At 68.6% G+C, this 20908-nt stretch carries 21 protein-coding genes; 14 read left to right on the forward strand and 7 right to left on the reverse strand.

Annotated elements, in window-relative coordinates; all coding sequences use genetic code 11:
• The first annotated feature begins 48 nt into the window (after nucleotides 1–48).
• Entirely contained in the window at nucleotides 49–1497 is a 1449-nt protein-coding gene (locus OHA10_RS34500; protein ID WP_371402970.1) for an alkaline phosphatase PhoX, read from the forward strand.
• Here the strand turns inward: OHA10_RS34500 and OHA10_RS34505 are convergent.
• A complete protein-coding gene (locus tag OHA10_RS34505) occupies nucleotides 1466–2533 on the reverse strand; it encodes a serine hydrolase domain-containing protein (RefSeq protein WP_371402971.1) in 1068 nt (355 codons plus the stop codon). The two genes, OHA10_RS34500 and OHA10_RS34505, sit on opposite strands and share 32 nt — an antisense overlap.
• A gap of 70 nt (nucleotides 2534–2603) precedes the next feature.
• Here OHA10_RS34505 and OHA10_RS34510 point away from each other — a divergent pair, with 70 nt between their 5' ends.
• Nucleotides 2604–3188 carry a TetR/AcrR family transcriptional regulator gene (locus tag OHA10_RS34510; protein WP_371402972.1) on the forward strand — a complete coding sequence of 195 codons (585 nt, stop codon included), beginning with the start codon at nucleotides 2604–2606 and terminating at the stop codon, nucleotides 3186–3188.
• Here the strand turns inward: OHA10_RS34510 and OHA10_RS34515 are convergent.
• Nucleotides 3109–4314 (reverse strand): MFS transporter, encoded by a 1206-nt coding sequence (locus OHA10_RS34515; protein WP_371402973.1) that lies wholly within the window; start codon nucleotides 4312–4314, stop codon nucleotides 3109–3111. The two genes, OHA10_RS34510 and OHA10_RS34515, sit on opposite strands and share 80 nt — an antisense overlap.
• Before the next feature lie 23 nt (nucleotides 4315–4337).
• Nucleotides 4338–5633, reverse strand: coding sequence for a BNR-4 repeat-containing protein (locus OHA10_RS34520; RefSeq protein WP_371402974.1), 1296 nt, complete (start codon nucleotides 5631–5633; stop codon nucleotides 4338–4340).
• A gap of 91 nt (nucleotides 5634–5724) precedes the next feature.
• Here OHA10_RS34520 and OHA10_RS34525 point away from each other — a divergent pair, with 91 nt between their 5' ends.
• Nucleotides 5725–6354: a LysE family translocator gene (locus OHA10_RS34525; RefSeq protein ID WP_371402975.1), complete on the forward strand. Its 630-nt coding sequence runs from the start codon at nucleotides 5725–5727 to the stop codon at nucleotides 6352–6354.
• A gap of 16 nt (nucleotides 6355–6370) precedes the next feature.
• On the opposite strand, the gene OHA10_RS34530 is transcribed toward OHA10_RS34525, so the two are convergent.
• On the reverse strand, nucleotides 6371–6943 hold the full coding sequence (locus OHA10_RS34530) for an NADPH-dependent F420 reductase (protein ID WP_371402976.1): 573 nt from the start codon (nucleotides 6941–6943) through the stop codon (nucleotides 6371–6373).
• A gap of 86 nt (nucleotides 6944–7029) precedes the next feature.
• Here OHA10_RS34530 and OHA10_RS34535 point away from each other — a divergent pair, with 86 nt between their 5' ends.
• A complete protein-coding gene (locus tag OHA10_RS34535; RefSeq protein ID WP_371402977.1) occupies nucleotides 7030–7512 on the forward strand; it encodes a MarR family winged helix-turn-helix transcriptional regulator in 483 nt (160 codons plus the stop codon).
• Here the strand turns inward: OHA10_RS34535 and OHA10_RS34540 are convergent.
• A complete protein-coding gene (locus tag OHA10_RS34540) occupies nucleotides 7490–8620 on the reverse strand; it encodes an L-idonate 5-dehydrogenase (RefSeq protein ID WP_371402978.1) in 1131 nt (376 codons plus the stop codon). The two genes, OHA10_RS34535 and OHA10_RS34540, sit on opposite strands and share 23 nt — an antisense overlap.
• Between OHA10_RS34540 and OHA10_RS34545 the strand changes: the two genes are divergently transcribed.
• A complete protein-coding gene (locus OHA10_RS34545; RefSeq protein ID WP_371402979.1) occupies nucleotides 8619–9155 on the forward strand; it encodes a hypothetical protein in 537 nt (178 codons plus the stop codon). The genes OHA10_RS34540 and OHA10_RS34545 overlap by 2 nt on opposite strands.
• A gap of 11 nt (nucleotides 9156–9166) precedes the next feature.
• Here the strand turns inward: OHA10_RS34545 and OHA10_RS34550 are convergent, their stop codons facing one another.
• A complete protein-coding gene (locus OHA10_RS34550; RefSeq protein ID WP_371402980.1) occupies nucleotides 9167–12592 on the reverse strand; it encodes an error-prone DNA polymerase in 3426 nt (1141 codons plus the stop codon).
• Between the two features lie 235 nt (nucleotides 12593–12827).
• Here OHA10_RS34550 and OHA10_RS34555 point away from each other — a divergent pair, with 235 nt between their 5' ends.
• From OHA10_RS34555 to lysA, 9 genes are all read left to right on the forward strand, one after another.
• The gene (locus OHA10_RS34555) at nucleotides 12828–13577 is read left to right on the forward strand and encodes a GNAT family N-acetyltransferase (protein WP_371402981.1); all 750 of its coding nucleotides are present in this window, start codon (nucleotides 12828–12830) and stop codon (nucleotides 13575–13577) included.
• A gap of 2 nt (nucleotides 13578–13579) precedes the next feature.
• The gene (gene infA, locus OHA10_RS34560) at nucleotides 13580–13804 is read left to right on the forward strand and encodes a translation initiation factor IF-1 (RefSeq protein WP_371402982.1); all 225 of its coding nucleotides are present in this window, start codon (nucleotides 13580–13582) and stop codon (nucleotides 13802–13804) included.
• Nucleotides 13805–13873: 69 nt separating this feature from the next.
• Nucleotides 13874–14209, forward strand: coding sequence for a hypothetical protein (locus OHA10_RS34565; RefSeq protein WP_371402983.1), 336 nt, complete (start codon nucleotides 13874–13876; stop codon nucleotides 14207–14209).
• 105 nt (nucleotides 14210–14314) lie between these two features.
• Nucleotides 14315–14446 carry a hypothetical protein gene (locus tag OHA10_RS34570; RefSeq protein ID WP_371402984.1) on the forward strand — a complete coding sequence of 44 codons (132 nt, stop codon included), beginning with the start codon at nucleotides 14315–14317 and terminating at the stop codon, nucleotides 14444–14446.
• A gap of 24 nt (nucleotides 14447–14470) precedes the next feature.
• The gene (gene speB, locus OHA10_RS34575) at nucleotides 14471–15496 is read left to right on the forward strand and encodes an agmatinase (RefSeq protein ID WP_371402985.1); all 1026 of its coding nucleotides are present in this window, start codon (nucleotides 14471–14473) and stop codon (nucleotides 15494–15496) included.
• 90 nt (nucleotides 15497–15586) lie between these two features.
• Nucleotides 15587–17041, forward strand: coding sequence for an amino acid permease (locus OHA10_RS34580; protein ID WP_371402986.1), 1455 nt, complete (start codon nucleotides 15587–15589; stop codon nucleotides 17039–17041).
• Nucleotides 17038–17958, forward strand: coding sequence for a universal stress protein (locus OHA10_RS34585; RefSeq protein ID WP_371402987.1), 921 nt, complete (start codon nucleotides 17038–17040; stop codon nucleotides 17956–17958). Before OHA10_RS34580 ends, OHA10_RS34585 begins: the two co-directional genes overlap by 4 nt.
• A 2-nt stretch (nucleotides 17959–17960) precedes the next feature.
• On the forward strand, nucleotides 17961–18173 hold the full coding sequence (locus OHA10_RS34590) for a hypothetical protein (protein WP_371402988.1): 213 nt from the start codon (nucleotides 17961–17963) through the stop codon (nucleotides 18171–18173).
• Complete coding sequence (gene lysA / locus OHA10_RS34595; protein ID WP_371402989.1) at nucleotides 18170–19417, forward strand: diaminopimelate decarboxylase; 1248 nt, start codon at nucleotides 18170–18172, stop codon at nucleotides 19415–19417. The genes OHA10_RS34590 and lysA overlap by 4 nt, the downstream gene beginning before the upstream one ends.
• On the opposite strand, the gene OHA10_RS34600 is transcribed toward lysA, so the two are convergent.
• The gene (locus OHA10_RS34600) at nucleotides 19414–20859 is read right to left on the reverse strand and encodes a gamma-aminobutyraldehyde dehydrogenase (protein WP_371402990.1); all 1446 of its coding nucleotides are present in this window, start codon (nucleotides 20857–20859) and stop codon (nucleotides 19414–19416) included. The two genes, lysA and OHA10_RS34600, sit on opposite strands and share 4 nt — an antisense overlap.
• Between the last annotated feature and the right edge of the window lie 49 nt (nucleotides 20860–20908).

The raw sequence follows: 20908 nt of genomic DNA on the forward strand, positions 1-20908 counted from the left end.
ACCTGAAGGATCAAGGCAACTCGGGAACCGCCTGTCCAAGGAGTATGCATGTCTGTCGATCGTCGTTCCGTCCTCCGTGGTGCCGCCGTAGGTGCGGCCGGAGTCGGTTTCACCGCAGTCGGCGCCGTACCGACGCTGGCCGAGGCCGCGCCTGCTGCGCGCGGCGGCCACTCGCCGTTCCCCCAGCACAAGCCGTTCCCGCCGCTGCTCGACGACCCGAAGGGCCTGCTCGCGCTGCCGGCCGGGTTCAAGTACCGGGTGGTCACCAAGGCCGGTGAGACCAAGCTGAAGAGCGGTCACCCGACGCCGACCCTGCACGACGGGACCGCGGTCTTCGACGGCAGCCGGCACGGCACCTACACGCTGATCCAGAACCACGAGATCGGCGCCGCCGACCCGCTCGGCGTACCGGCGATCGAGGGCACCGTCTACGACAGCGGCGTCGGCGCGGCCGGCGGCTGCACGGTCATCTCGGTCGACCGCGACGGCAAGAACCTCGGCGAATGGGTCGGCATCTCGGGCACGATCACCAACTGCGCCGGCGGCCCGACGCCGTGGGGCACCTGGATGACGTGTGAGGAGACCGAGAACAAGGCCAACGGCACCACCCGGCTGAAGGACCACGGCTACGTCTTCGAGGTCTGGGGCGACGGCAAGACCGCCCACCCGGTGCCGCTGAAGGCGCTCGGCCGGTACGCGCACGAGGCGCTCGCGATCGACGAGGACCGCACCCACATCTACCTGTCCGAGGACGCCTCCGGCCCGAACGGGTCGTTCTACCGCTGGTCGGCGCCGCGCGGCTACCGGCTCAGCTCGCGCAGCTGGCAGGACCTGCAGAACAAGGACTTCGGCACGCTCGAGGCGCTGGCGATCCTCGGTGACGACGGCAAGCCGATCCCGGACGTCGCGTACCTGACCTCGGCCCAGCTGCTGCGTCCGTTCCGCACCACCTGGGTGCCGGTGCCGGACCGCGACGGCACGACGACGTCGGTGCGCAAGCAGTTCACCGACGGCCAGATCACCCGCGGCAAGAAGTTCGAGGGCGTCTACGGCACCAAGCAGGGCGTGTACGTGGTGAACTCGTACGCCGAGTCCGGCACCGCCGACCTGCCGGCCGACGCCGTACCGCACGACGGCATGGTGTGGTTCTACAACTACGAGGCCCGCACCATCCAGCTCGTCACGTACTTCCCCGAGAACGCGGCCGCGAACAAGGGCCCCGAGGCGAAGTACGACGACCTGAACTTCGACAGCCCGGACAACGTCACCGTGACGCCGTGGGGCTCGCTGATCCTGGCCGAGGACGGTCAGGCCAGCAGCCACGTGCTGAGCGCGACGCCGGGCGGCCCGACGTACGCCATCGCCCGGAACATGCTGAACGACTCCGAGTTCACCGGTCCGACGTTCTCCGCGGACGGCAAGGTGCTGTTCGTCAACATCCAGACGCCGGGTATCACGCTGGCCATCACCGGCCCGTGGCGCGACTACCTCGGCTGAGTGCATCCAGAAGCGTGAGCGAGCGTTCGTCCGGTCCAACGCGGACCTCGTTCATCAGGTAGGAGAAGGTGGTCTCGCGGCCCGGCCATGCGCCGTGCCGCGAGCCGCCTGCTCCGGGGTGACCGAATGCGTCATCCTGCAACTCGAACCCGGCACCGTAAACCATCGGACTCCCCCACGTCGGCTCGATGCCGCGCCGGATCTCCCGGCGACCGAGCTCGACGATCTCCGGCGCCAGGACACCGTCTCCCAGCAACAAGGCGTAGAACTTCGCCATCCCTCGCGCCGTCGCATAGCCACCCACGGCTGCCAGCCCGGCACTGCGGTACTCCTGGCTGTTCCAGATCTTCTCCGAGCCCGGCACCCACAGTGGGTTCGGCCGATTCAACTCCGACCACGGCCCATCGACGAGCACGCCGTCCGGCGCCACCATCGTCGCTGCCCGCCAGTGCAGCTCCTCGGGCAAGCCGATCCACACCTCGAGTTCCAGCGGTACGGCGAACTCGTCCGCGAAGAACTGTCCCACGGTGCGGCCGTCGACCCGCCGTACCAGCTCGTCGAGAAGCCAGCCCCAGGTCACCGCGTGGTACATGAACACTGCGCGCGGATCGGCCGCCGGCGCCTGCGCGGCGAGGTGCGCTGCCATCAGGTCGTGGTCGAGCAGATCGGCGTACCCGGCCTCGACCCACGGCAGACGGGCCTGGTGGGACAACACCTCGGCGATCGTGATCCGTTCTTTGCCCTCGGCACCGAATTCGGGCCAGTAGCGGGCCAAGGGGTGGTCGAGCTCGAGTTGACCACGTTGCACCAGCAGCAGCATGCAGGCGCTGGTGAGTCCCTTGGTCCCGGAGAACATCAGGTGGATCGTGTCCCGATCCCATGCCCGGCCTGTCTCCGGGTCGGCGGTCCCGCCCCACAGGTCGACGACCAACTCACCCCGGTGGTACGCCGCGAACGCCGCGCCCAGCTCGCCCCGCTCGGTGAAGTTTCGCTCGAACGCCTCGGCCACGTGCTCGAATCCCGGTGCTGTCCACATGCGGATGATGGTACCGATCATTCTTATCTTGGTCCAGCTCGGTACGCTGGGACCCGGAGGTGGTTGGACCATGCCGGTCAAGGCTGGGGAGCGGTTGGATCCGGAGGCCACGAAGGCCCGGATCCTGAAGGCGGCGGCGGAGGTGTTCGGCCGGCGCGGGATCCACGCGACCGGGATCAACGAGATCGTCGAGGCCGCGGGCGCGTCGAAGCTGACCATCTACAAGAACTTCGGCTCCAAGGACGGTCTGGTCGAGGCCGTGCTCGCCGACCGCACGCAGCGGGTCCGCGCCTGGCACAACGAAGCGGTCGAGCAGGCACCGCCCGGCCGGGATCAGATTCTCGCCGTCTTCGACCTGATCGCCAGTTGGTACGCCGAGGCCGGGTTCCGCGGCTGCGCGATGATGAACGCCGCCACCGAGGACCGCGGCCAGGACGGCGCGCCGCGGCGACTTGCGCGAGAGCATCTCGCCTTCTACCGCGAGCTTTTCGAGCGATTGCTGAAGGGTGCGGGGGCTCATGATCCGGAGCGGACGGCGCGACAGCTGGTCGTCGTACTGGAAGGCGCGACGCTGATCAGCGCGGTCGACCAGGACCCTGGACTCGGGGCCGAGGCTCGGGCAATCGTGGAGACACTGCTCGCCTCGGCGCTCTGAGAGCGACCAGGACACACGCGAGGCCCACTCCGGCCGCCACGAGGAACGCCGCCGGGTAGCTTGCGTGCTCGGCGACGAGCCCTCCGAGCGGACCCGCGACCATCACCCCGAGATCCCAGAACGACGTCATCACAGCCATCGAGACACCCGGCCGCAGCCCACGCACCTGATCCAGCGTCATCGAGATGCAGGCCGGATAGACCAGCGCCAGGCCCACGCCGGCCAGCGCCGTACACAGGACCGCGGCGACAGGTCCGTTGGCCAGCGCGATGCCCACCAGCGCGATGACCGCGAGCGGGACCGTCGACGCCGCCACCACGCGGCCGCCGTACCGGTCGACGAGCGGGCTGCCGGCGAAGCGTGCGATCAGGAACGCCGCCGCGAAGACAGCCAGGGCGATGTTGTCCACACCGAGATCGTCGGCGCGCAATCGCAGCACCAGCAAGGCGGCCACCGTCCCGTAGCAATAGGCAGCCAGCCCGATGGTTGCCCCAGGCAACCGCACTCCAGTCGGCACAACGGCCTGCAGCCGACGGATGCGCACCTGCTCACGCCGGCCTTGCTCATCTGCCGACCCCAGCGGCTCGATCCGACCCGGATCCGAGCGGGTCGTCAGCACCAGAGCGGCCGACGCGAGCGACAGCCCCACGACAACCCACCACACTCGGTCACCGACGACGGTCGCGATGACCGGGCCACCGGCCAGCCCACCCCACATGGACAACCCGAACCAGCCGGCCAACCGCCCGCGCCGCGCCACCTGCGTACCCGAGAGCACCCACGGCAGCGCCGCCGAGAACAGCGCCGCCTCGCCGGCTCCCATCACCAGCCGCGCGACCAGCAACAGGGCCAGGTCCGGAGCAAGTATTTGCCCAAGGCCCCCAACTGCCGCCAGCACTCCCCCGGTCACCACGACCGGCCGGGACCAGCCCGCATCCGCCAGCCGGCCCGCGAACGGCCGCGCGCATGCCGTCGCCAGGAACGCGATCCCGACCGCGGTCCCGCTCGCCAGCGCGCCGCCGCCGAACTTCTCCGGCACGTACGACGGCAGCGCCTGCAACGTGGCTCCGAACGCGAGGTACCCAGCCAGCACCGCCACCCACAACCGCCGTACCGGAACGCTCATGGATGGGATAGTACCGCTTGTTACTATGTCTGTCGCGCGCGGTCCAGGAGAACCACCTCACACGCGTAGTGCTGCGAGGCCGTCATCTCGCCGCGAAACCAGAGCAGCGGGACGCGGCCGGGATCGCCGGGTGCGACGATCGGCCGGAGGTTGTCGACGGCGGAGTTCTCGGTCACCGGCGTCCACGTCGGCCCGCCGTCGTTCATCCGTGCGTGGAAGATCTCGTGATGCTTCAGCGCGGCGCCGTCGCGCGGGTCGATCGGCGTCGAGACGTAGAGCGAGTCGAGGTCGTACGGGTCGATCGCGACCAAGCCGGTGTAGTCGTTCTCGTGCACCAGCAGACCGTGGCCGGCCTTCGCCAACTGCTGCACCTGCCACGTGCCGCCGGGCGCGAGCCGCGCGTAGAAGAAGCGGTGATCCGGCACCGGATGCTGTCGCGCGAACGCATCCTCCGGCTTCTCCGGTACGTCGTGGCGAGCGAGCATCACCGCAGCGAGCGAGCCGTCGCCGCCGCGACGGATGTCGACGGTCCACCAGTGCGTCATCGGCTCGCCGTCCCAGACCGAATCCGCGGCGAGGACCTCGGTCAGCTCCACCTGCGACGGCGCGTCGGCGTCGAGCGCCTTGCTGTCCACGACCGTTCCGTCGGTCCGATGCAGCGCACCACCCTCGAGATAGCCGTGATAGATCGAGTTGTTGTAGTCGCGTGGGTGGTGGTCGGTCGTGATGAGGTCGACGCGTGTGGGCGTCGAGACATAGCGCGTGTAGCCGTTGACGTATCCGATCTTCGGGCGGGTGAACAGCTTGCCGGCGTACTCCCAGGTATCGCCCTCGTCATCGGAGACGAGCGCACAGGGGTCGTCGTTCACCGCGCGAGCGAAACAGTAGAGCCGGCCGTCGAGCTCGTGCAGGTTCGAGTACGTGACGCCGCGCCCGCCGGTGAACTCGCCCCAGTCGAACGTCTGCTCCGGTCCCCAGGTCAGCGGATCGCCGGGCTCGCTGATCCGCCAGCGGGTCAGGTCATCGGTCTTGTGCTTCGTGTACACCGCCAGCCAGCGACCATCGCGTCGTCGCCACAACGCCGGTACGTCGTGATCGTCGGCTTCGAACCGCTCATGCAGGACGACGACGTCGGTCGAGCCGGATCGCAGATCGACCACGGTCAACTCGACATTGCCGGCCCGCTCGTCTCCGCCTGGTCCCTCCGGCGCGGCGATCGAACCTGCGACCAGCAGGCCGGCGTCCGGATCGATCAAGGCCCGCTCATCCTGGAACCAGCACCAGGCACCGTTGTCATTGATCACTCGAGGCGCATCCATGGTCGCCCAGTGTTCCATCGTTGGAGCGATCAGGGTAAGCGTTTGCCCACATCCGGTCAGAACTGTCCGATGGTCGTGCGAGGATCGGGCTATGCCGATCGACCAGCATCTTCTGCTTGCGTTTCTGCTGACGACGACGATCGCGATGATCACGCCGGGGCCGGACATGTTGTTCATCCTCGGGTGCGGGATGCGCAGCGGTCCGCGGGCCGGGTTGCTCGCGACGGCCGGGGTTGCGACGAGTGAGGCCGTGCATGTCGCGGTGGCGGCGGCCGGGTTGGCCGCGTTGTTCGCGGCGGTGCCGGTCGCGTTCACCGCAGTACGGATCGTCGGTGCGGCGTACCTGATCTATCTCGGGGTGCAGATGATCCGGCACCGGAACGACGCGGTCGACGACGCGCCGGCCGGAGCGGCTATGTCGGGGCGGAAGGCGTATTTGACCGGGCTGACCACGAATCTGCTGAACCCGAAGATGGTGACGTTCACGATCGCGTTCCTGCCGCAGTTCGTGGTGCCGGCGCACGGCCGGGTGTGGCTGCAGTTCGCGGTGCTCGGCGCGATCCTGATCGTGCTGGAGTTCCTCGTCGACGGCACGGTCGGACTGCTGTCCGGGCGGATCGGCGGCTGGCTGCGGTCTCGCCGTACCGCCCGCCGCCGGATCGACACGGCGACGGGCGGGATCTTCATCGGCCTCGGCGTAAGGCTCGCCTTGCTGCGGTAGAGCTGCGACAGGAGCCTCAGACGAGACCGAAGCCGCCGGTCCAGGCGACCTTCTCGCCGATCGCGAGGGTGAGCTGGAGGAACCCGACCGCCTCGAGCTCGCGCGCACGCTTCAGCGAGCCCGCGTCGACCGCCTTCAGGCCGCCTTCGGAGACGATCCCGGCGAACTGCGCCTTGGCGTCGGCGTGGTCGCCCGCGATCAGGACCGTGGTCGGAACCTGCCCGGCCTGACCCGACGCCACCGTCGCCGCGAACGTGGTGTTGAAAGCCTTCAGGACCTTCGAGTCCGGCAGCTTCTCGGCCAGCTCGGCCGCCGCCGAACCGTCCGCCGGAACGACGAGCGAGTCGAACGTCTCGAAGTTCAGCGGGTTGGTGATGTCGACGACGACCTTGCCGCTCAACTGGTCGGCACGGTCGGCGAGGACCTGGTCGATCGCCGGGTACGGCACCGCGAGGATCACGACCTCGCCGGTGACCGGCTTGTCCTTGTCGGTGGAGTCGAACAGCTCGACGGTGTTGCCGCCCTTGGCGACGACCGAGGAGATCGCCTGCCCCATGTTGCCGCTGCCGATGATGCTGACGTGCGTCATGCTCCAGCTCCTTTTAGTTGTGCGTTCAACCATCACGGTAGCGCAGGAAAGTTGTAGCTACAACCTTTTGCTGCCAGAATGTTGAGATGAGCACTCGATGGCTGGACGAGACGGAGATGACCGCCTGGGTGCGGCTGGCCGCCGTACTCGAGCTGCTGCCCGGCGTCCTCGACTCCCAGCTGCGGCGCGACGCGGAGCTGACGCACTACGAGTACTACGTGATCGCGATGCTCTCCGAGGCGCCGAAACGCACGCTCCGGATGACCGCGTTGGCGCAGCGGACGAACGCGACCCTCCCCCGGCTGTCACATGTCGTGAAGCGGTTGGAGGATCGCGGTCTGATCGAGCGCTTCCCCTGCCCCGAAGACGCGCGCGCGACGAACGCCCGGCTGACCGCCGACGGCTGGAAGAAGATCCGCGCCACCGCGCCCGGGCATGTGGCAACGGTCCGCGAGCACGTGATCGATGTACTCACTCCTGAGCAGATCTCCCAGCTCGCCGACATCACCGGCGCGATCCTCGAATCGGTCGACCCGGAGGGCAAGCTCAGCGAGGTGTACCGGCGCTGAGGTCGAGCAGCACCTTCGACGCGACGGTGCGGTCGCTGGCGAGATTGAACGCAGTGGCCGCATCGTCGAGCGGGAACGTGTGCGTGACGATCGGCGCGACGTTCAGTCCGTTGGCGAGCAGCTCGATCGCGGTGTCGAACTCGTGGTCGAAGCGGAACGCTCCTCTCAGTGTGAGCTCCCGCGTCATCAGCACGTTGCCTGCGAAAGGAGTGTCGCCGGGCGGCAGGGTGCCGACCTGTACGACGGTGCCGGCGCGGCGTACTCGCTCGAGGCAGGTGCGCAGGCCGGCCGCCGTACCGGAGGCCTCGATCGCGATGTCGATCTCGTCCGGCCAGTCCGTGTTGCCGACCTGGATCGTTTGTGTCGCGCCGATCTGAGTCGCGAGGGCCAGCGGCGTCTCGTGTAGGTCGGTGACGATGACCTCGACCGCGCCGGCCTGTCGTAACGCGGCCACCACCAAGAGGCCGATCGGTCCCGCGCCGGTGACCATCGCTCGTTTGCCGTCGACGTCGCCTGCTTGGTTGACCGCGTGGATCGCGACCGACAGCGGCTCGGCCAGCACCGCCGTACGAAGGTCCAGGCCGGTCGGCAGGATCCGCACCTGGTCGGTTCGGACGATCAGTTGCTGCACGAAGCCGCCCTGGATGTGCGGGTTCCTCGCTGCACTGCCGAGATAGTTGCTATAGGCACAGATATTGCGCCGGTCGTTGCGGCATTCCGGGCATTGTCCACACGGCGTCGCCGGATGGATCCCGACCGGCGTTCCTTCGGGCAGGCCGTCCGTGCCGCCGGTGATCCGCCCGACCACCTCATGGCCGAGCACCAGCGGCTCCCGGATCCGGAAGTCCCCCACTCCGCCGTCGTGGTAGTAGTGCAGGTCCGACCCGCAGATCCCGCCGTACTCGATGCCCACGGCAACTTGTCCCGGCCCGGGCTCGACCGCGCCGCGTTCCTCGACGCGCAGATCTCCCGCGGCGTGCACCACACACCCGAACACGTAACCCACCACCCTCAAGTCGCCGTCCGCCGAGAATATCTGCCGTCGCTCCGTCATGTATCGCGGCGGGTTGCCGATGACTCCGTCCGAATAAGGGGGAGGAACTGTCATGAGCAACACAGTCGAACCACACCGGAGGCGGACCAGGACCGTACGGCGCTCTCACCGCCGCCTGATCGTCACGATCAACATCGCCGAGGCCGTGATCATGCTGCCGTGCCTCGTCGCGGCGTACGGCCTGGCGGAACACCTGGTCGCAGCCCAAGAGGCCGTCGGCCCGCACCAGGTCGCGAGCCGATCAGTCCATTGGCCTTTCGACTTCGCGATCACGCTGAACATGAGCCTGCTCATCGTCGGCGCCGCGGCCGGCGCGGTCGGCAGCGTCATCCAGCAGAGCATGACGTTCGCCCGCAGCTCTGCGCCGAATCACCAGGTCGCGTGGTACGTCATGCGTCCGTTGTGGTCCGCGCTGCTCGCCTCGGTCTCGGTCATCGCGGTCAACACCGGCCTGATCAGCATCGGGGACGAAACCACCTCCAGCGCCGGCGTAGCCGTCCTGGTCCTGACCGGCGCCCTCACCGGCCTGTTCACCGACCAGGCCCTGAACCGCCTGCGCCGCATCCTCAACCGCCCACCACGCGGCTGAACTCACCGCCGTCAGCGGAAGTCTCGGGATTTGGTGCGGGCGGCCAGGGGGAGGCGTTCGAGGTGTTCGGCGGAGAGGTTGGTTACTTCGCCGGCGCGTTCTACCCGGCCGCGGATGATGAGGGCGGCGGCGTTGCGGGCTACGGCGGCGTGGTGGTGCCAGCAGCCTACGGTGATGACGATGTTGGCCATGCCGGTCTCGTCCTCGAGGTTCATGAAGGTGACGCCGGAGGCGGTGGCGGGGCGTTGGCGGTGGGTGACGACACCGGCCACCCGGACACGGGCGCCGTTGGGGGCCTCACGGAGTTGAGCGGCGGACAAGATTCCTTCGGCGCGGAGCCTTTCGCGGACGCGCTCCATCGGGTGGCTGGTGGTGGTGATCGAGGTGGACCACAGGTCGGCCATGTCGGCCTCGATGTCGCTCATCCCGGGCAGCGTCGGCGGCGGACCGGCCGCGGTGATGCCGGCCAGTTGACCAGGGCGCTCCTCGGCGGCGCGACCTGCCTCCCACAACGCCTGCCGCCGGTCGAGCCCGAAGCAGTCGAACGCGCCGGCCGTCGCGAGCGCCTCGACCTGGGCCGCGGTGATCCCGGTACGCCGGACCAGGTCGGCCATCTCGGTGAACGGCCCACCCCGCTCCCGCTCCTCGACGATCAGCTTCGCGCCCTTCTCCCCCACCGTGCGTACTTCGGACAAGCCGAGCCGGACCGCGAACACACCGTCCCGGCGATGCACCGTGGTATCGAACGGCACCTTCGGATCGAACGGCCCCACCAGCGGCTGCGGATCCGCCAGGCACTCGTCCAGTCCGGTCGGACCGGTGCGCTCCTGCCCCTCGACCAGCAGCTCGAGCCCCGCGTCGACGCCCGAGAGATGCAGATGCGGACGACGTACTTCGACACCGTGGCGGCGGGCATCGGCCACCAGGGACTGTGGTGAATAGAACCCCATCGGCTGAGCCCGCAGCAGTGCGGCCAGGAAGGCGGCCGGGTAGTGCAGTCGCAGCCAGGTGCTGGAGTAGACGAGCAGCGCGAAGCTGATCGAGTGCGATTCGGCGAACCCGAAGTTCGCGAACGCTTCGATCTTCTCGTAGATCTCGTCGGCCAGGTCTCCGGTGATTCCGTTGCCGGCCATCCCGGCGTACAGCTTGTCCTTCAGTGACGAGATCTTCTCGATGCCGCGTTTGGAACCCATCGCCCGGCGGAGCAGGTCGGCCTCGTCGCCGTCGATCTCGCCGACCGCCATCGCCATCTGCATCAGCTGCTCCTGGAACAGCGGCACGCCCATGGTCCGCTCCAGCACCGGTCGCAGCTTCGGGTGCAGGTAGGTGATCGGCTCCTCCCCCGTCCGCCGGCGGATGTACGGGTGGACGGCGCCGCCCTGGATCGGGCCGGGACGGATCAGCGCGATCTCGGTGACCAGGTCGTAGAACCGTCGCGGTTTCAGCCGCGGCAGGGTCGCCATCTGCGCGCGGGACTCGACCTGGAACACCCCGACCGAGTCCGCCCGGCAGAGCTGGTCGTAGACCCCGGCCTCCTCCCGCGGGATCGTGTGCAGCTCCCACGACTCGCCGATCTCCTCGCGGACCATGTCCAGGCAGTACTGCAGCGCGGCCAGCATGCCGAGCCCGAGCAGGTCGAACTTCACCAGCCCCATCCACGCACAGTCGTCCTTGTCCCACTGCAGGACGGTCCGTTTCTCCATCCGGGCGTGCTCGATCGGCACCACCTCGCCGACCGGGCGCTCGGTCAGCACCATCCCGCCGGAGTGAATCCCGAGATGCCGCGGGAACTTCAGCAACTCGGTCGCCATCGACACCACCTGGGGCGGGATGTCGTGCTCGGTCGAGGTGACCTCTGGGCTCCAGCCGTCCACCTGCTTCGACCACGCGTCCTGCTGACCGACGGAGTACCCCAGCGCCTTCGCCATGTCGCGGACGGCGGACTTCGGACGGTAGGAGATCACATTCGCCACCTGGGCGGCGTTGTGCCGGCCGTACTTCTCGTAGACGTGCTGGATCACCTCTTCTCGCCGGCCGGAGTCGAAGTCGACGTCGATATCCGGCTCCTCGGCGCGGGTCGTGGCCAGGAACCGCTCGAACGGCAGGTTGTAGAGAATGCTGTCCACCGCGGTGATGCCGAGCGCGTAGCAGACCGCCGAGTTCGCCGCCGAGCCGCGGCCCTGGCAGAGGATCCCGTTGTCGTGCGCGAACCGGACGATGTCCTCGACGATCAGGAAGTACCCCGGGAAGCCCTTCTCCTCGATGACGTCGAGCTCCCGCTCCAGCCGCTCGTAGGCATCCGGCCGCTGCGCGCGCGTCCCGTACCGCCGGGCGGCGCCGGCGAAGGTCAGCTCCCGCAGCCACGACATCGGATCATGACCATCGGGTACGTCGCGCAGCGGCAGCTTCGGCTTCGCCCGCGCGAGGTCGAACGCGAGCTGGTCGGCCAGCGTCACCGAGCGCGCCACCGCCCCGTCGTACCGCCGGAAGCGGGTCGCCATCTCCGCCCCCGACCGCACGAACGCCATCCCGCTCGGTGGCAGCCAGCCGTCCATCGAGTCCAGGTCGCGCCTGGCCCGGACCGCGGCCAGCGCGGCGGCCAGCTTGTGCTTGGCCGGGACCGCGTAATGAACGTTGTTGGTGGCAACTACCGGGAGGCCGCGATCGGCGGCCAGGCCGGCCAGGATCCGGTTCCGGGTGGTGTCCGCGGGCAGGTGGTGGTCGATCAGCTCGACAACCACGCGGTCCTTGCCGAACAACGCGGTCAGCCGGTCCAGCTCACGCCCCGCGGCGGCCGGACCGTCGGCGTGCCCACCGAGCTCCAGCGCCTGCCGGACCAGGCCTTTACGGCAGCCGGTGAGGATCACCCAATGCTTGCTGCCGACAGTAGCCAGCTCTTCCAGCACATAGACCGGCTTCCCCTTCTCCCCTCCGGCCAGCTGCGCCTCGGTGATCGCGCCGGCCAGCGTGTGATAGCCGTCCTGCCCCTCCGCCAGCACCAGCAGGTGACTGCCCTCCGGATCGGCCACGCCGTTCTGCGGGCCGGTCAGCCCCAGCGACAGCTCGGCTCCGAAAACAGTCGGCAACGAGTACGCCGCGGCGGCCTCGGCGAACCGCGCCGCACCGTAGAACCCGTCGTGATCGGTCAGCGCCAGCGCGTGCAGCCCCTGCCGGACCGCGGCCTCGACCAGGTCCTCCGGCTGGGAGGCGCCGTCCAGGAAGGAGAAGTTCGAATGGGCGTGGAGCTCGGCATACGGCACCGCGTGCTCGGGACGCTGCACGACGTCGGGGACATACGGCCCGCGGTGCTGCGACCACGCCGGGCTGTCACCCCCGTCCCCCGTCACCGGCCGCCCACCGTGGCTCCCCGGGCGGGAGCGGTCCGACAGCTTCCGCTCCAGCTCGGACCACTTGATCGGCGGATTGTTGTACCCCATCGCACTCACCTCCCGTCGGATCAAGACTAGAACATATGTTCGACGGCACGCAAAATGAGTCGCCCCGCGACGAGCGGGCTTGATACCTTTCCGTGGTCCGTGACATCACACCCGGAGGTGAGGCCCCCATGAACGCTGTAGCGCAGCGGGTGCTCACCCCCTCGTGGTCACGGGCGGGCGACTGACGTAGGTGTCGGTCGGGAGCGCCTCGAGAAGCTCCCGAAGGGAAACACCTATGAACACTTTGACGCTCTCGCGTGTCGCGGAGAATCAGTGGCACGCGATCGAGAACGACCTGGTCGTCGGCCGCGGGCACGCTTCGCGGCGGCTCGACGGTAGGACGTTCCTCAGCATCGACACCTGGCGTGACGCGGTCTTCGACCAGCTCGCCGTCGCAATGCTGGCCGATCGGTCGGTGCCGGTGTACACCGTGGTCGACGAGGCCGACCGTGAGCTCACGGCCAGCTGGGAACGCGCCGGATTCACACGCGAACGCCGCGAGTCGGAGTTCGCCGTACCCACCGGAGTCACACCGGTGGACCCGCCGTCAGGAGTAGCCATCGAGACCGCTCCGGCCGAGGCTCCGCTGCGTGAACTCGACCGCGCGATCCGTGCAGAGGTCGAGGCGACCGTCGGCTGGCAGACGATGCCCGCCGAGGTGCTGCCGTGGCAAGGCGGGACGAGACCGCTCGACCCGTCCACGTACACGGTCGCGACGAAGGACGGTCGGTACGTCGGTCTGGTCCGGGTCGCGACGAGGACCCGGCGCCCGCGGATCGGACTGGTCGCGGTCCTGGCGACGGAACGACGGCACGGGATCGCCCGGAGTCTGCTGAGTCATGTGCTGGCCGAACTGCACCGCGCCGGCACCGTAGCGGTCACGGCGGAGGTCGACGAGACGAACACGGCCGCGCTCGCGCTGTTCGAAGAGCTCGGCGCCGAACACACCGGTGGCAGTCTCGAACTGATCAGCAGGAAGGCCTGACCATGCCCAGAGCAGCAGGCGGTATCGAGGTCGAGGGCACCGTCGTCGAGTGCCTCCGCAACGCCAACTTCCGGGTCGAACTCAGCAACGGCCACAAGGTCCTGGCCCATATCAGCGGCAAGATCCGCAAGAACTACATCAAGATCGTCCTCGAGGACCGCGTCCTGGTCGAACTCAGCCCCTACGACCTGGACCGGGGCCGGATCATCTTCCGCTACCGGAACTGATCCATCTCACACACCTCCCGTCGGGATCAAGACTAGAACATATGTTCGATCAGGCGGTAATCTGAAAACATGCTTGGTCGGTTCACGGTTCGCCCGTCCGACGACGGATCCAACAGGTTCGGCGTCTGGGACGGTGCGGTCAACGGGTGGCGTGCGACAGGGATCGACGACGAGGAGAAGGCCTACGAGTTAGCCTCCGATCTGGACGTGCAGTACGACGCCCACGGTCCACGTGCCGCCGACAAGGTCCGGCACGTGGACCCGGCCCAGCCGGTGCAGCGCGCCGCCTGGGCCAGCGGCGAACTGGACGTCTGGATCAACGACAACGGCGAGTGGCTCGGCCGCGTCCGGGACAAGGACGGCCACGTCACCTGGGTTCCGGGCAAGGACCTGAGGCCGCTCTGACTGCTACTTCACCCGGTTGCTCGCCGATGATGTCGGCGGCATGCCGAGCAGGTTGAACGCGGTCGGTCCGAAGAAACCCTTGTCTGCTTGGGGATTCACGGGCAGATGGTCTACGTCCACGGCGAGACCCGGACCGTCGCCGTCAAGCTGTCGAGCTGGCCGGACCCGCAGAACGCCCCGTACCTGATCGACACCTTGCGGTCCTTCGCGGCGATCGACGCGGCCCTGGACGCTTGAGGGCCGGGGTGCCAGACTCCGAAGATGAGCCGCTACGGTCAGCAGTTCGGCCCGGACTTCACGTTCCTCGGCGTCCCGGACTGCGATCTGGACGACCCGGCGTCGTACGCGGACGCTCAAGTGGTCATCCTCGGCGCGCCCTTCGACGGCGGTACGTCGCACCGGCCGGGGGCACGCTTCGGCCCGATGGCGATCCGGATGCGCGACTACCTCGGCCACGACGGATCCCGGCCCAGCCTGGCGCTGCGCACCGACGGCCTGGTCGACCTGAACGTGGTCGACGCCGGCGACGTCGAGATGTACTCCGGTGACATCGAGGTCGCGCTGCCCGCGCTCGAAGCAGCGGTCGAGAAGGTGACCCGCTCGGGCGCGATCCCGATCGTCCTCGGCGGCGACCACTCGATCGCGTTCCCGGACGCCAAGGGAGTCGCGAACGTGCTCGGCCACGGGCGGGTGTCGATGCTGCATTTCGACGCGCACGCCGACACCGGCGACATCGAGTTCGGCTCGTTGTGGGGCCATGGGCAACCGATGCGCCGGCTGATCGAGTCCGGCGCGTTGCGCGGCGACCGGTTCCTGCAGATCGGCCTGCGCGGTTACTGGCCGCCACCGGACACGCTGGACTGGATGGCGAGTCAGAACATGCGGTCCTACGAGATGACCGAGATCGTGCACCGCGGCCTGGACGAGTGCCTCACCGAGGCGTTCACGATCGCGACCGACGAATGCGAGGGCGTGTTCCTGTCCGTCGACATCGACGTGTGCGATCCCGGCCACGCTCCCGGCACCGGCACCCCCGAGCCCGGCGGTCTGACCGCGCGCCAGTTGCTCGACGCCGTACGCCGGATCTGCCTCGAGCTGCCCGTCGCCGGGATGGACGTGGTCGAGGTGAGCCCGCCGTACGACCACGCCGACATCACTGCCGCGCTGGCCAATCGCGTCGTCCTCGAGGCGGTGTCGGCGATCGCCCGCAAGCGTCAGAACGAACGTGACGGGACCCGCTGGGATCCTGCCCAGCCTTTGTTGGGCGACCGACCGAAGTCGAGCTGACCTGTTCCCGCAGACGCGGCCGAGTGCCACACTCCGAAGAGGATGGCAGGTGGCGGGGACGGGCGGGCACCTCCATCGAGGGGAGGCACCATGGCGATGACCGTGCAGCAACTGTTCCGCCGCAAGCCGGTTCCGGAGATGTCGCAGGAAAGTGGTACCGACACCGGCCAGAGCGAACTCGTCCGCTCGATCGGACTGTTCCAGCTCTCCATGTTCGGTATCGGCGCCACCATCGGCACCGGTATCTTCTTCGTCCTCGCGCAGGCCGTGCCGGTCGCCGGCCCCGCGGTGATCTGGTCGTTCGTGATCGCCGGTGTGGTCGCCGGACTGACCGCGATCTGCTACGCCGAGCTGGCCAGCGCGGTCCCGGTGTCGGGTTCGTCGTACTCGTACGCCTACGCGACGCTGGGTGAGCTGCCCGCGATCGGCGTGGCCGCGTGTCTGCTGCTGGAGTACGGCGTGTCGGCCGCGGCGGTCGCGGTCGGCTGGTCGCAGTACCTGAACGAGCTGTTCGACAACCTGTTCGGCTTCACGCTGCCGGACAAGCTGTCCCAGGCGCCCGAACAGGGCGGCGTGTTCAACCTGCCCGCGGTCATCCTGGTCGCGCTCTGCACGCTGCTGCTGATCCGCGGCGCGAGTGAGTCGGCCAAGACCAACGCGGTGATGGTGTGCCTGAAGATCGGCGTGCTGATCCTGTTCATCGTGCTCGGGCTGAAGGGCTGGGACTCCAACAACCTGTCGGACTTCGCCCCGTTCGGCATCACCGGGATCACGTCGGCGGCCGGCATCATCTTCTTCTCCTACATCGGTCTGGACGCCGTCTCGACCGCCGGTGAGGAGGTCAAGAACCCCCGGCGAACGATGCCGCTGGCAATCTTGATCGCACTCGTCACGGTCACCGGGCTCTACATCCTGGTCACGCTGGTCGCGGTCGCGGCCCAGCCGGCGGACCAGTTCAAGGACCAGGAGGCCGGGCTGTCGGCGATCCTGGAGAAGGTGACCGGATCGTCCTGGCCGGCCACGGTCCTGGCCGCGGGCGCGGTGATCTCGATCTTCAGCGTCACACTGATCGTCATCTACGGGCAGACCCGGATCCTGTTCGCGATGGCTCGTGACGGGATGATCCCCGAGCTGTTCCACAAGGTGAACCCGCGCACGCACACCCCGGTGCCGAACACCGTGATCGTCGCGGTGCTGATCGCGCTGCTGGCCGGGCTGATCCCGATCAACTTCCTCGCCGAGATGACCAGCATCGGCACACTGGTCGCCTTCCTGGTGGTGTCGATCGGCGTGATGGTGCTGCGCCGTACCCATCCCGAACTGCCGCGCGGCTTCAAGGTGCCGGGGTATCCGGTCACGCCGATCCTGTCGATCGCGGGCTGTATCTGGATCATCAAGGACCTGCGCGCGGTGACGATCTACGTGTTCCTGATCTGGCTGGCCGTCGCCCTGATCTGGTACTTCCTCTACGGCTTCAAACACTCGCATCTCGGCCGGCACGAGCATGTCGGGCTGATCCACGACGAGGACGGACCGCAGCCATGACGATGATCGTCGGCTACGCCTCCGACGAGCGCGGCAAGGCAGCCCTGCACCTGGCCGGCATGCTGGCCAGGTCGGCGGGTGACGACCTGATCGTCTGCAGCGTCGTACCCGCGCCGTGGGTGCCCGGGATGGCACGGGTGGACTCGGAGTACCAGGAGTTCCTGGCGCAGAGCGCCGACCAGGCGCTGGAGCGGGCCCGGAGTTTCCTGCCCGACGACGTTCCCGCGACGTACGTCCGGCACAGCGCGCGGTCGGCGCCGGCCGGGCTGCTCGAGATGGCCGAGCAGAACGACGCCCGGCTGATCGTGCTCGGGTCGTCGTCGGCCGGCGTGTTCGGCCACATCGCTCTGGGCAGCGTCACCGACCGACTGCTGCACAGTTCGCACGTGTCACTCGCACTGGCCACCCGCGGTTTCCGCTGCCCACCGGATCGCAAGGTGGCCCGGGTGACCGCGGCCTTCGGCGGCACCGAGTCGGCCGAGGACCTGGTCCTGGCGGCCGCGTCGGTCAGCGCCGACGTGAACGCATCGTTGCGGATAGCAACGTTCGCGGTCTGGGCCAGGCCGGCCTACACGACCAGGCTGGGCACGGATTCCGAGGACCTGGTGATGCAGGAGTGGCGGTCCGAGCTCGACAAGACGGTGAACGCCACGCTCGCGCAGGTGCAGCACCTGCCCCGGCACCCGCGCGCGGTCGAGACGGTGATCGGGTCCGGTACGACGTGGGCCGAGGCGATCGACGAGATCGGCTGGGAGGCGGGCGACGTGCTGGTGGTCGGGTCGAGCGAGCTCGGGCCGGTCGCACGGGTCTTCCTGGGAACGCGGGCGACCAAGATCCTGCGGCACTCCCCGGTCCCCGTGCTGGTGATCCCGCACCGGCGGGCCGAAGAGCTGGCCGAACAAGCTGCTGAGGACTGACCATGCACGAGGTCGACCAAACCACCGAGCAGATGGTGCGCGGCGTCCTCGCGTACGCCGAGAACCGGTTGCGGATGAACCCGGTGCCGCTGGACAAGTCGACGATGCCGGCGCACGAGCTGTACGAACGGCTCGACGGCCTGATCCGGGACGCGCCCGAGGCCGAGTCGCACCTCGAGCTGATCCGCGAGGTGCTCGTCCGGACCGCACCATGAGCGACCTGCTCTCACTGTTCCCGGCCGGCAGCCGGCTCGATGCCGACGGCATCCTCCTCGTCGGTGGCTGCCGCGCGGACGACCTGGCCGCAGCGTTCGGTACGCCGGTCCTCGTCGTCGCCGAGCAGGCGCTCCGGGCCCGCGCCCGCGAGTACCGCGACGAGCTCACCGCCCGCCGGCCGGACTCGCGGGTGGTCTTCGCGTCCAAGGCGTTCCCGTGTACGGCGATCCAGCGGGTGATGGTCGAGGAAGGTCTCGGCCTCGACGTCGCGGGCGGCGGCGAGATCCTGACCGCGCTCAAGGCCGGGGTCGATCCGAGCCTGATCGTGCTGCACGGCAACGCGAAGAGCGACGAGGAGATCGCGCTCGCGGTCGAGCACGGTATCGGGCTGGTCGTCGTCGACAACGCCGACGACGTGGACCGGTTGGAGGCGACCGGCCGGCCGCAGGACGTGCTGGTGCGGATCATCCCCGGCGTCACGGCGGACACCCACGCTCACGTGCTCACCGGGCACGAAGGTTCGAAGTTCGGCCTCGCCCCGGCTGACGCGGCCGCACTGATCCAGCGGATCGAGCACAGCCCTCGGCTGCGGATGCGTGGTCTGCACGTCCATGTCGGTTCGCAGATCCTCGACGTCGAGCCGTTCGCGGAGTCCGTCGCGCCGATCGCCCGGCTCGGTGAGTTCGAGATCTACGACCTGGGCGGCGGACTGGGCGCGCGCTACACCTGGGCGGACGATCCGCCGAGCGTGGCGACGTACCTGGACGCGCTGATCGGCGCGGCGAAGCAGCACCTGCCCGCATCCGCGCAGCTGATCATCGAACCCGGACGCAGCATGGTCTGTACGGCGGCGACCACGATCTACCGCGTCACCACGGTGAAACGCGGCGCGATCACGTTCGTCGCGGTCGACGGCGGGATGGGCGACAACCTGGAGGTCGCGTTGTTCGAGCAGCGGTTCGAGGCCGGCATCGTCGGGCGCTTCGACGGGCCCGGCCTGGAGAGCGTGACCGTGGTCGGGCGGCACTGCGAGAGCGGCGACGTCCTGGTCGACGGCGTACCGCTGTCCGACCCGAAGGTCGGTGACCTGCTCGCGGTCCCGGCCACCGGGGCGTACTGCTACACGATGGCGAACAACTACAACGGCAACCGCCGGATCCCGGTGGTCTTCGCCGACGACGGCCGGGCGCGGCTCGTCGTACGGCGAGAGACCTGGGACGACCTGATGGCTCGAGACGTCTAGCCCTCGAAGCCGTGATGGAGCATGACGTGCTTGATCCGCGTGTAGTCCTCGAGACCGTACATCGACAGGTCCTTGCCGTAGCCGGAGTGCTTGAAGCCGCCGTGCGGCATCTCGGCGATCAGCGGGATGTGGGTGTTGATCCACACGCAGCCGAAGTCCAGCCGGGCGGACATCCGGGCCGCGGTGGTGACGTTGCCGGTCCAGACGGAGGAGGCCAGACCGTACTCGCTGTCGTTCGCCATCCGCAGCGCTTCGTCCTCGTCGGCGAACTTCTGCACGGTCAGCACCGGTCCGAAGATCTCGGTCCGGATCAGCTCGTCGTCCTGGCGCAGGTCGGCGACGATCGTCGGCTCGTAGAAGTATCCGCGGTCGCCGACCCGGTGTCCGCCGGTTGTCACGCGGGCGTGATCGGGCGCCCGGTCGACCAGGCCGGAGACATGCCCGAGCTGGTTGGCGTTGTTGATCGGCCCGTACAGGATGTCCTCGTCGTCCGGGTCGTAGCCGGTCCGCGTCCCCCGTGCCGCATCGGTGAGCGCGGCGACGAACTCGTCGTAGATGCCTTGCTGCACGAGCACGCGGGTGGCCGCCGTACAGTCCTGGCCGCCGTTGAACAGGCCTGCGACCGAGATGCCCTCGATCGCGGCCGGGATGTCCGCGTCGTCGAACACCACCACCGGCGCCTTGCCGCCGAGCTCGAGGTGAGCCCGCTTCACGTCGGCCGCCGCGGCCATCGCCACCGCCATCCCGGCGCGGGTCGAGCCGGTGATCGAGACCAGCTGCGGGACCTTGTGCCTGGTCAGCGCAGCCCCGGTGTCGCGGTCGCCGCAGACCAGGTTGCAGACGCCGGGCGGGAAGATCTCCTGCATCTTCTCGACCATCCAGTACGACGACGCGGGTGTCGTGTCGGACGGCTTCAGGACCACCGTGTTGCCGGCGGCCAGCGCCGGGGCGAACTTCCAGACCGACATCATCATCGGGTAGTTCCAGGGCGCGACCTGCGCGACCGGGCCGATCGGTTCGCGGCGGATCGACGAGGTGAACCCGCGCATGTACTCGCCGGCCGACTTCCCCTCCAGCACCCGGGCCGCGCCGGCGAAGAAGCGGATCTGGTCGACCATCGGCGGGATCTCCTCCGACCGGGTCAACGCGACCGGCTTACCGGTGTTCTCGCTCTCGATCGCGATCAGTTCCTCGGCGCCGGCCTCGATCACGTCGGCGAGCTTCAGCAGCGCGTGCTGCCGCTCGCTCGGCGTCGACCAGCGCCAGATCTCGAATGCGTTCGCCGCGGCCGTGAAGGCCAGATCGACGTCGTGCTCGTCGGAGTTCGGCGCGGAGGCGTACACCTCGCCGGTGGACGGGTTGACGATATCCATCATCGCCCCCGACGCGGCCGCCTGAACCTTGCCGTCGATGACATTGTGGAAAACCTTCTTGTCAGGCATGAGCACCCCCTTCGGTACCACCCTCTGGACCACCCTGACTCCTGGACGA

The sequence above is a fragment of the Kribbella sp. NBC_00662 genome (assembly GCF_041430295.1).
Classification (GTDB): Bacteria; Actinomycetota; Actinomycetes; order Propionibacteriales; family Kribbellaceae; genus Kribbella.

Coding starts and splice junctions, on each gene's coding strand:
- OHA10_RS34500 (WP_371402970.1), top strand. CDS start 49: ATGTCTGTCGATCGTCGTTCCGTCCTCCGTGGTGCCGCCGTAGGTGCG.
- OHA10_RS34505 (WP_371402971.1), bottom strand. CDS start 2,533: ATGTGGACAGCACCGGGATTCGAGCACGTGGCCGAGGCGTTCGAGCGA.
- OHA10_RS34510 (WP_371402972.1), top strand. CDS start 2,604: ATGCCGGTCAAGGCTGGGGAGCGGTTGGATCCGGAGGCCACGAAGGCC.
- OHA10_RS34515 (WP_371402973.1), bottom strand. CDS start 4,314: ATGAGCGTTCCGGTACGGCGGTTGTGGGTGGCGGTGCTGGCTGGGTAC.
- OHA10_RS34520 (WP_371402974.1), bottom strand. CDS start 5,633: ATGGATGCGCCTCGAGTGATCAATGACAACGGTGCCTGGTGCTGGTTC.
- OHA10_RS34525 (WP_371402975.1), top strand. CDS start 5,725: ATGCCGATCGACCAGCATCTTCTGCTTGCGTTTCTGCTGACGACGACG.
- OHA10_RS34530 (WP_371402976.1), bottom strand. CDS start 6,943: ATGACGCACGTCAGCATCATCGGCAGCGGCAACATGGGGCAGGCGATC.
- OHA10_RS34535 (WP_371402977.1), top strand. CDS start 7,030: ATGAGCACTCGATGGCTGGACGAGACGGAGATGACCGCCTGGGTGCGG.
- OHA10_RS34545 (WP_371402979.1), top strand. CDS start 8,619: ATGAGCAACACAGTCGAACCACACCGGAGGCGGACCAGGACCGTACGG.
- OHA10_RS34540 (WP_371402978.1), bottom strand. CDS start 8,620: ATGACAGTTCCTCCCCCTTATTCGGACGGAGTCATCGGCAACCCGCCG.
- OHA10_RS34550 (WP_371402980.1), bottom strand. CDS start 12,592: ATGGGGTACAACAATCCGCCGATCAAGTGGTCCGAGCTGGAGCGGAAG.
- OHA10_RS34555 (WP_371402981.1), top strand. CDS start 12,828: ATGAACACTTTGACGCTCTCGCGTGTCGCGGAGAATCAGTGGCACGCG.
- infA (WP_371402982.1), top strand. CDS start 13,580: ATGCCCAGAGCAGCAGGCGGTATCGAGGTCGAGGGCACCGTCGTCGAG.
- OHA10_RS34565 (WP_371402983.1), top strand. CDS start 13,874: ATGCTTGGTCGGTTCACGGTTCGCCCGTCCGACGACGGATCCAACAGG.
- OHA10_RS34570 (WP_371402984.1), top strand. CDS start 14,315: ATGGTCTACGTCCACGGCGAGACCCGGACCGTCGCCGTCAAGCTGTCG.
- speB (WP_371402985.1), top strand. CDS start 14,471: ATGAGCCGCTACGGTCAGCAGTTCGGCCCGGACTTCACGTTCCTCGGC.
- OHA10_RS34580 (WP_371402986.1), top strand. CDS start 15,587: ATGGCGATGACCGTGCAGCAACTGTTCCGCCGCAAGCCGGTTCCGGAG.
- OHA10_RS34585 (WP_371402987.1), top strand. CDS start 17,038: ATGACGATGATCGTCGGCTACGCCTCCGACGAGCGCGGCAAGGCAGCC.
- OHA10_RS34590 (WP_371402988.1), top strand. CDS start 17,961: ATGCACGAGGTCGACCAAACCACCGAGCAGATGGTGCGCGGCGTCCTC.
- lysA (WP_371402989.1), top strand. CDS start 18,170: ATGAGCGACCTGCTCTCACTGTTCCCGGCCGGCAGCCGGCTCGATGCC.
- OHA10_RS34600 (WP_371402990.1), bottom strand. CDS start 20,859: ATGCCTGACAAGAAGGTTTTCCACAATGTCATCGACGGCAAGGTTCAG.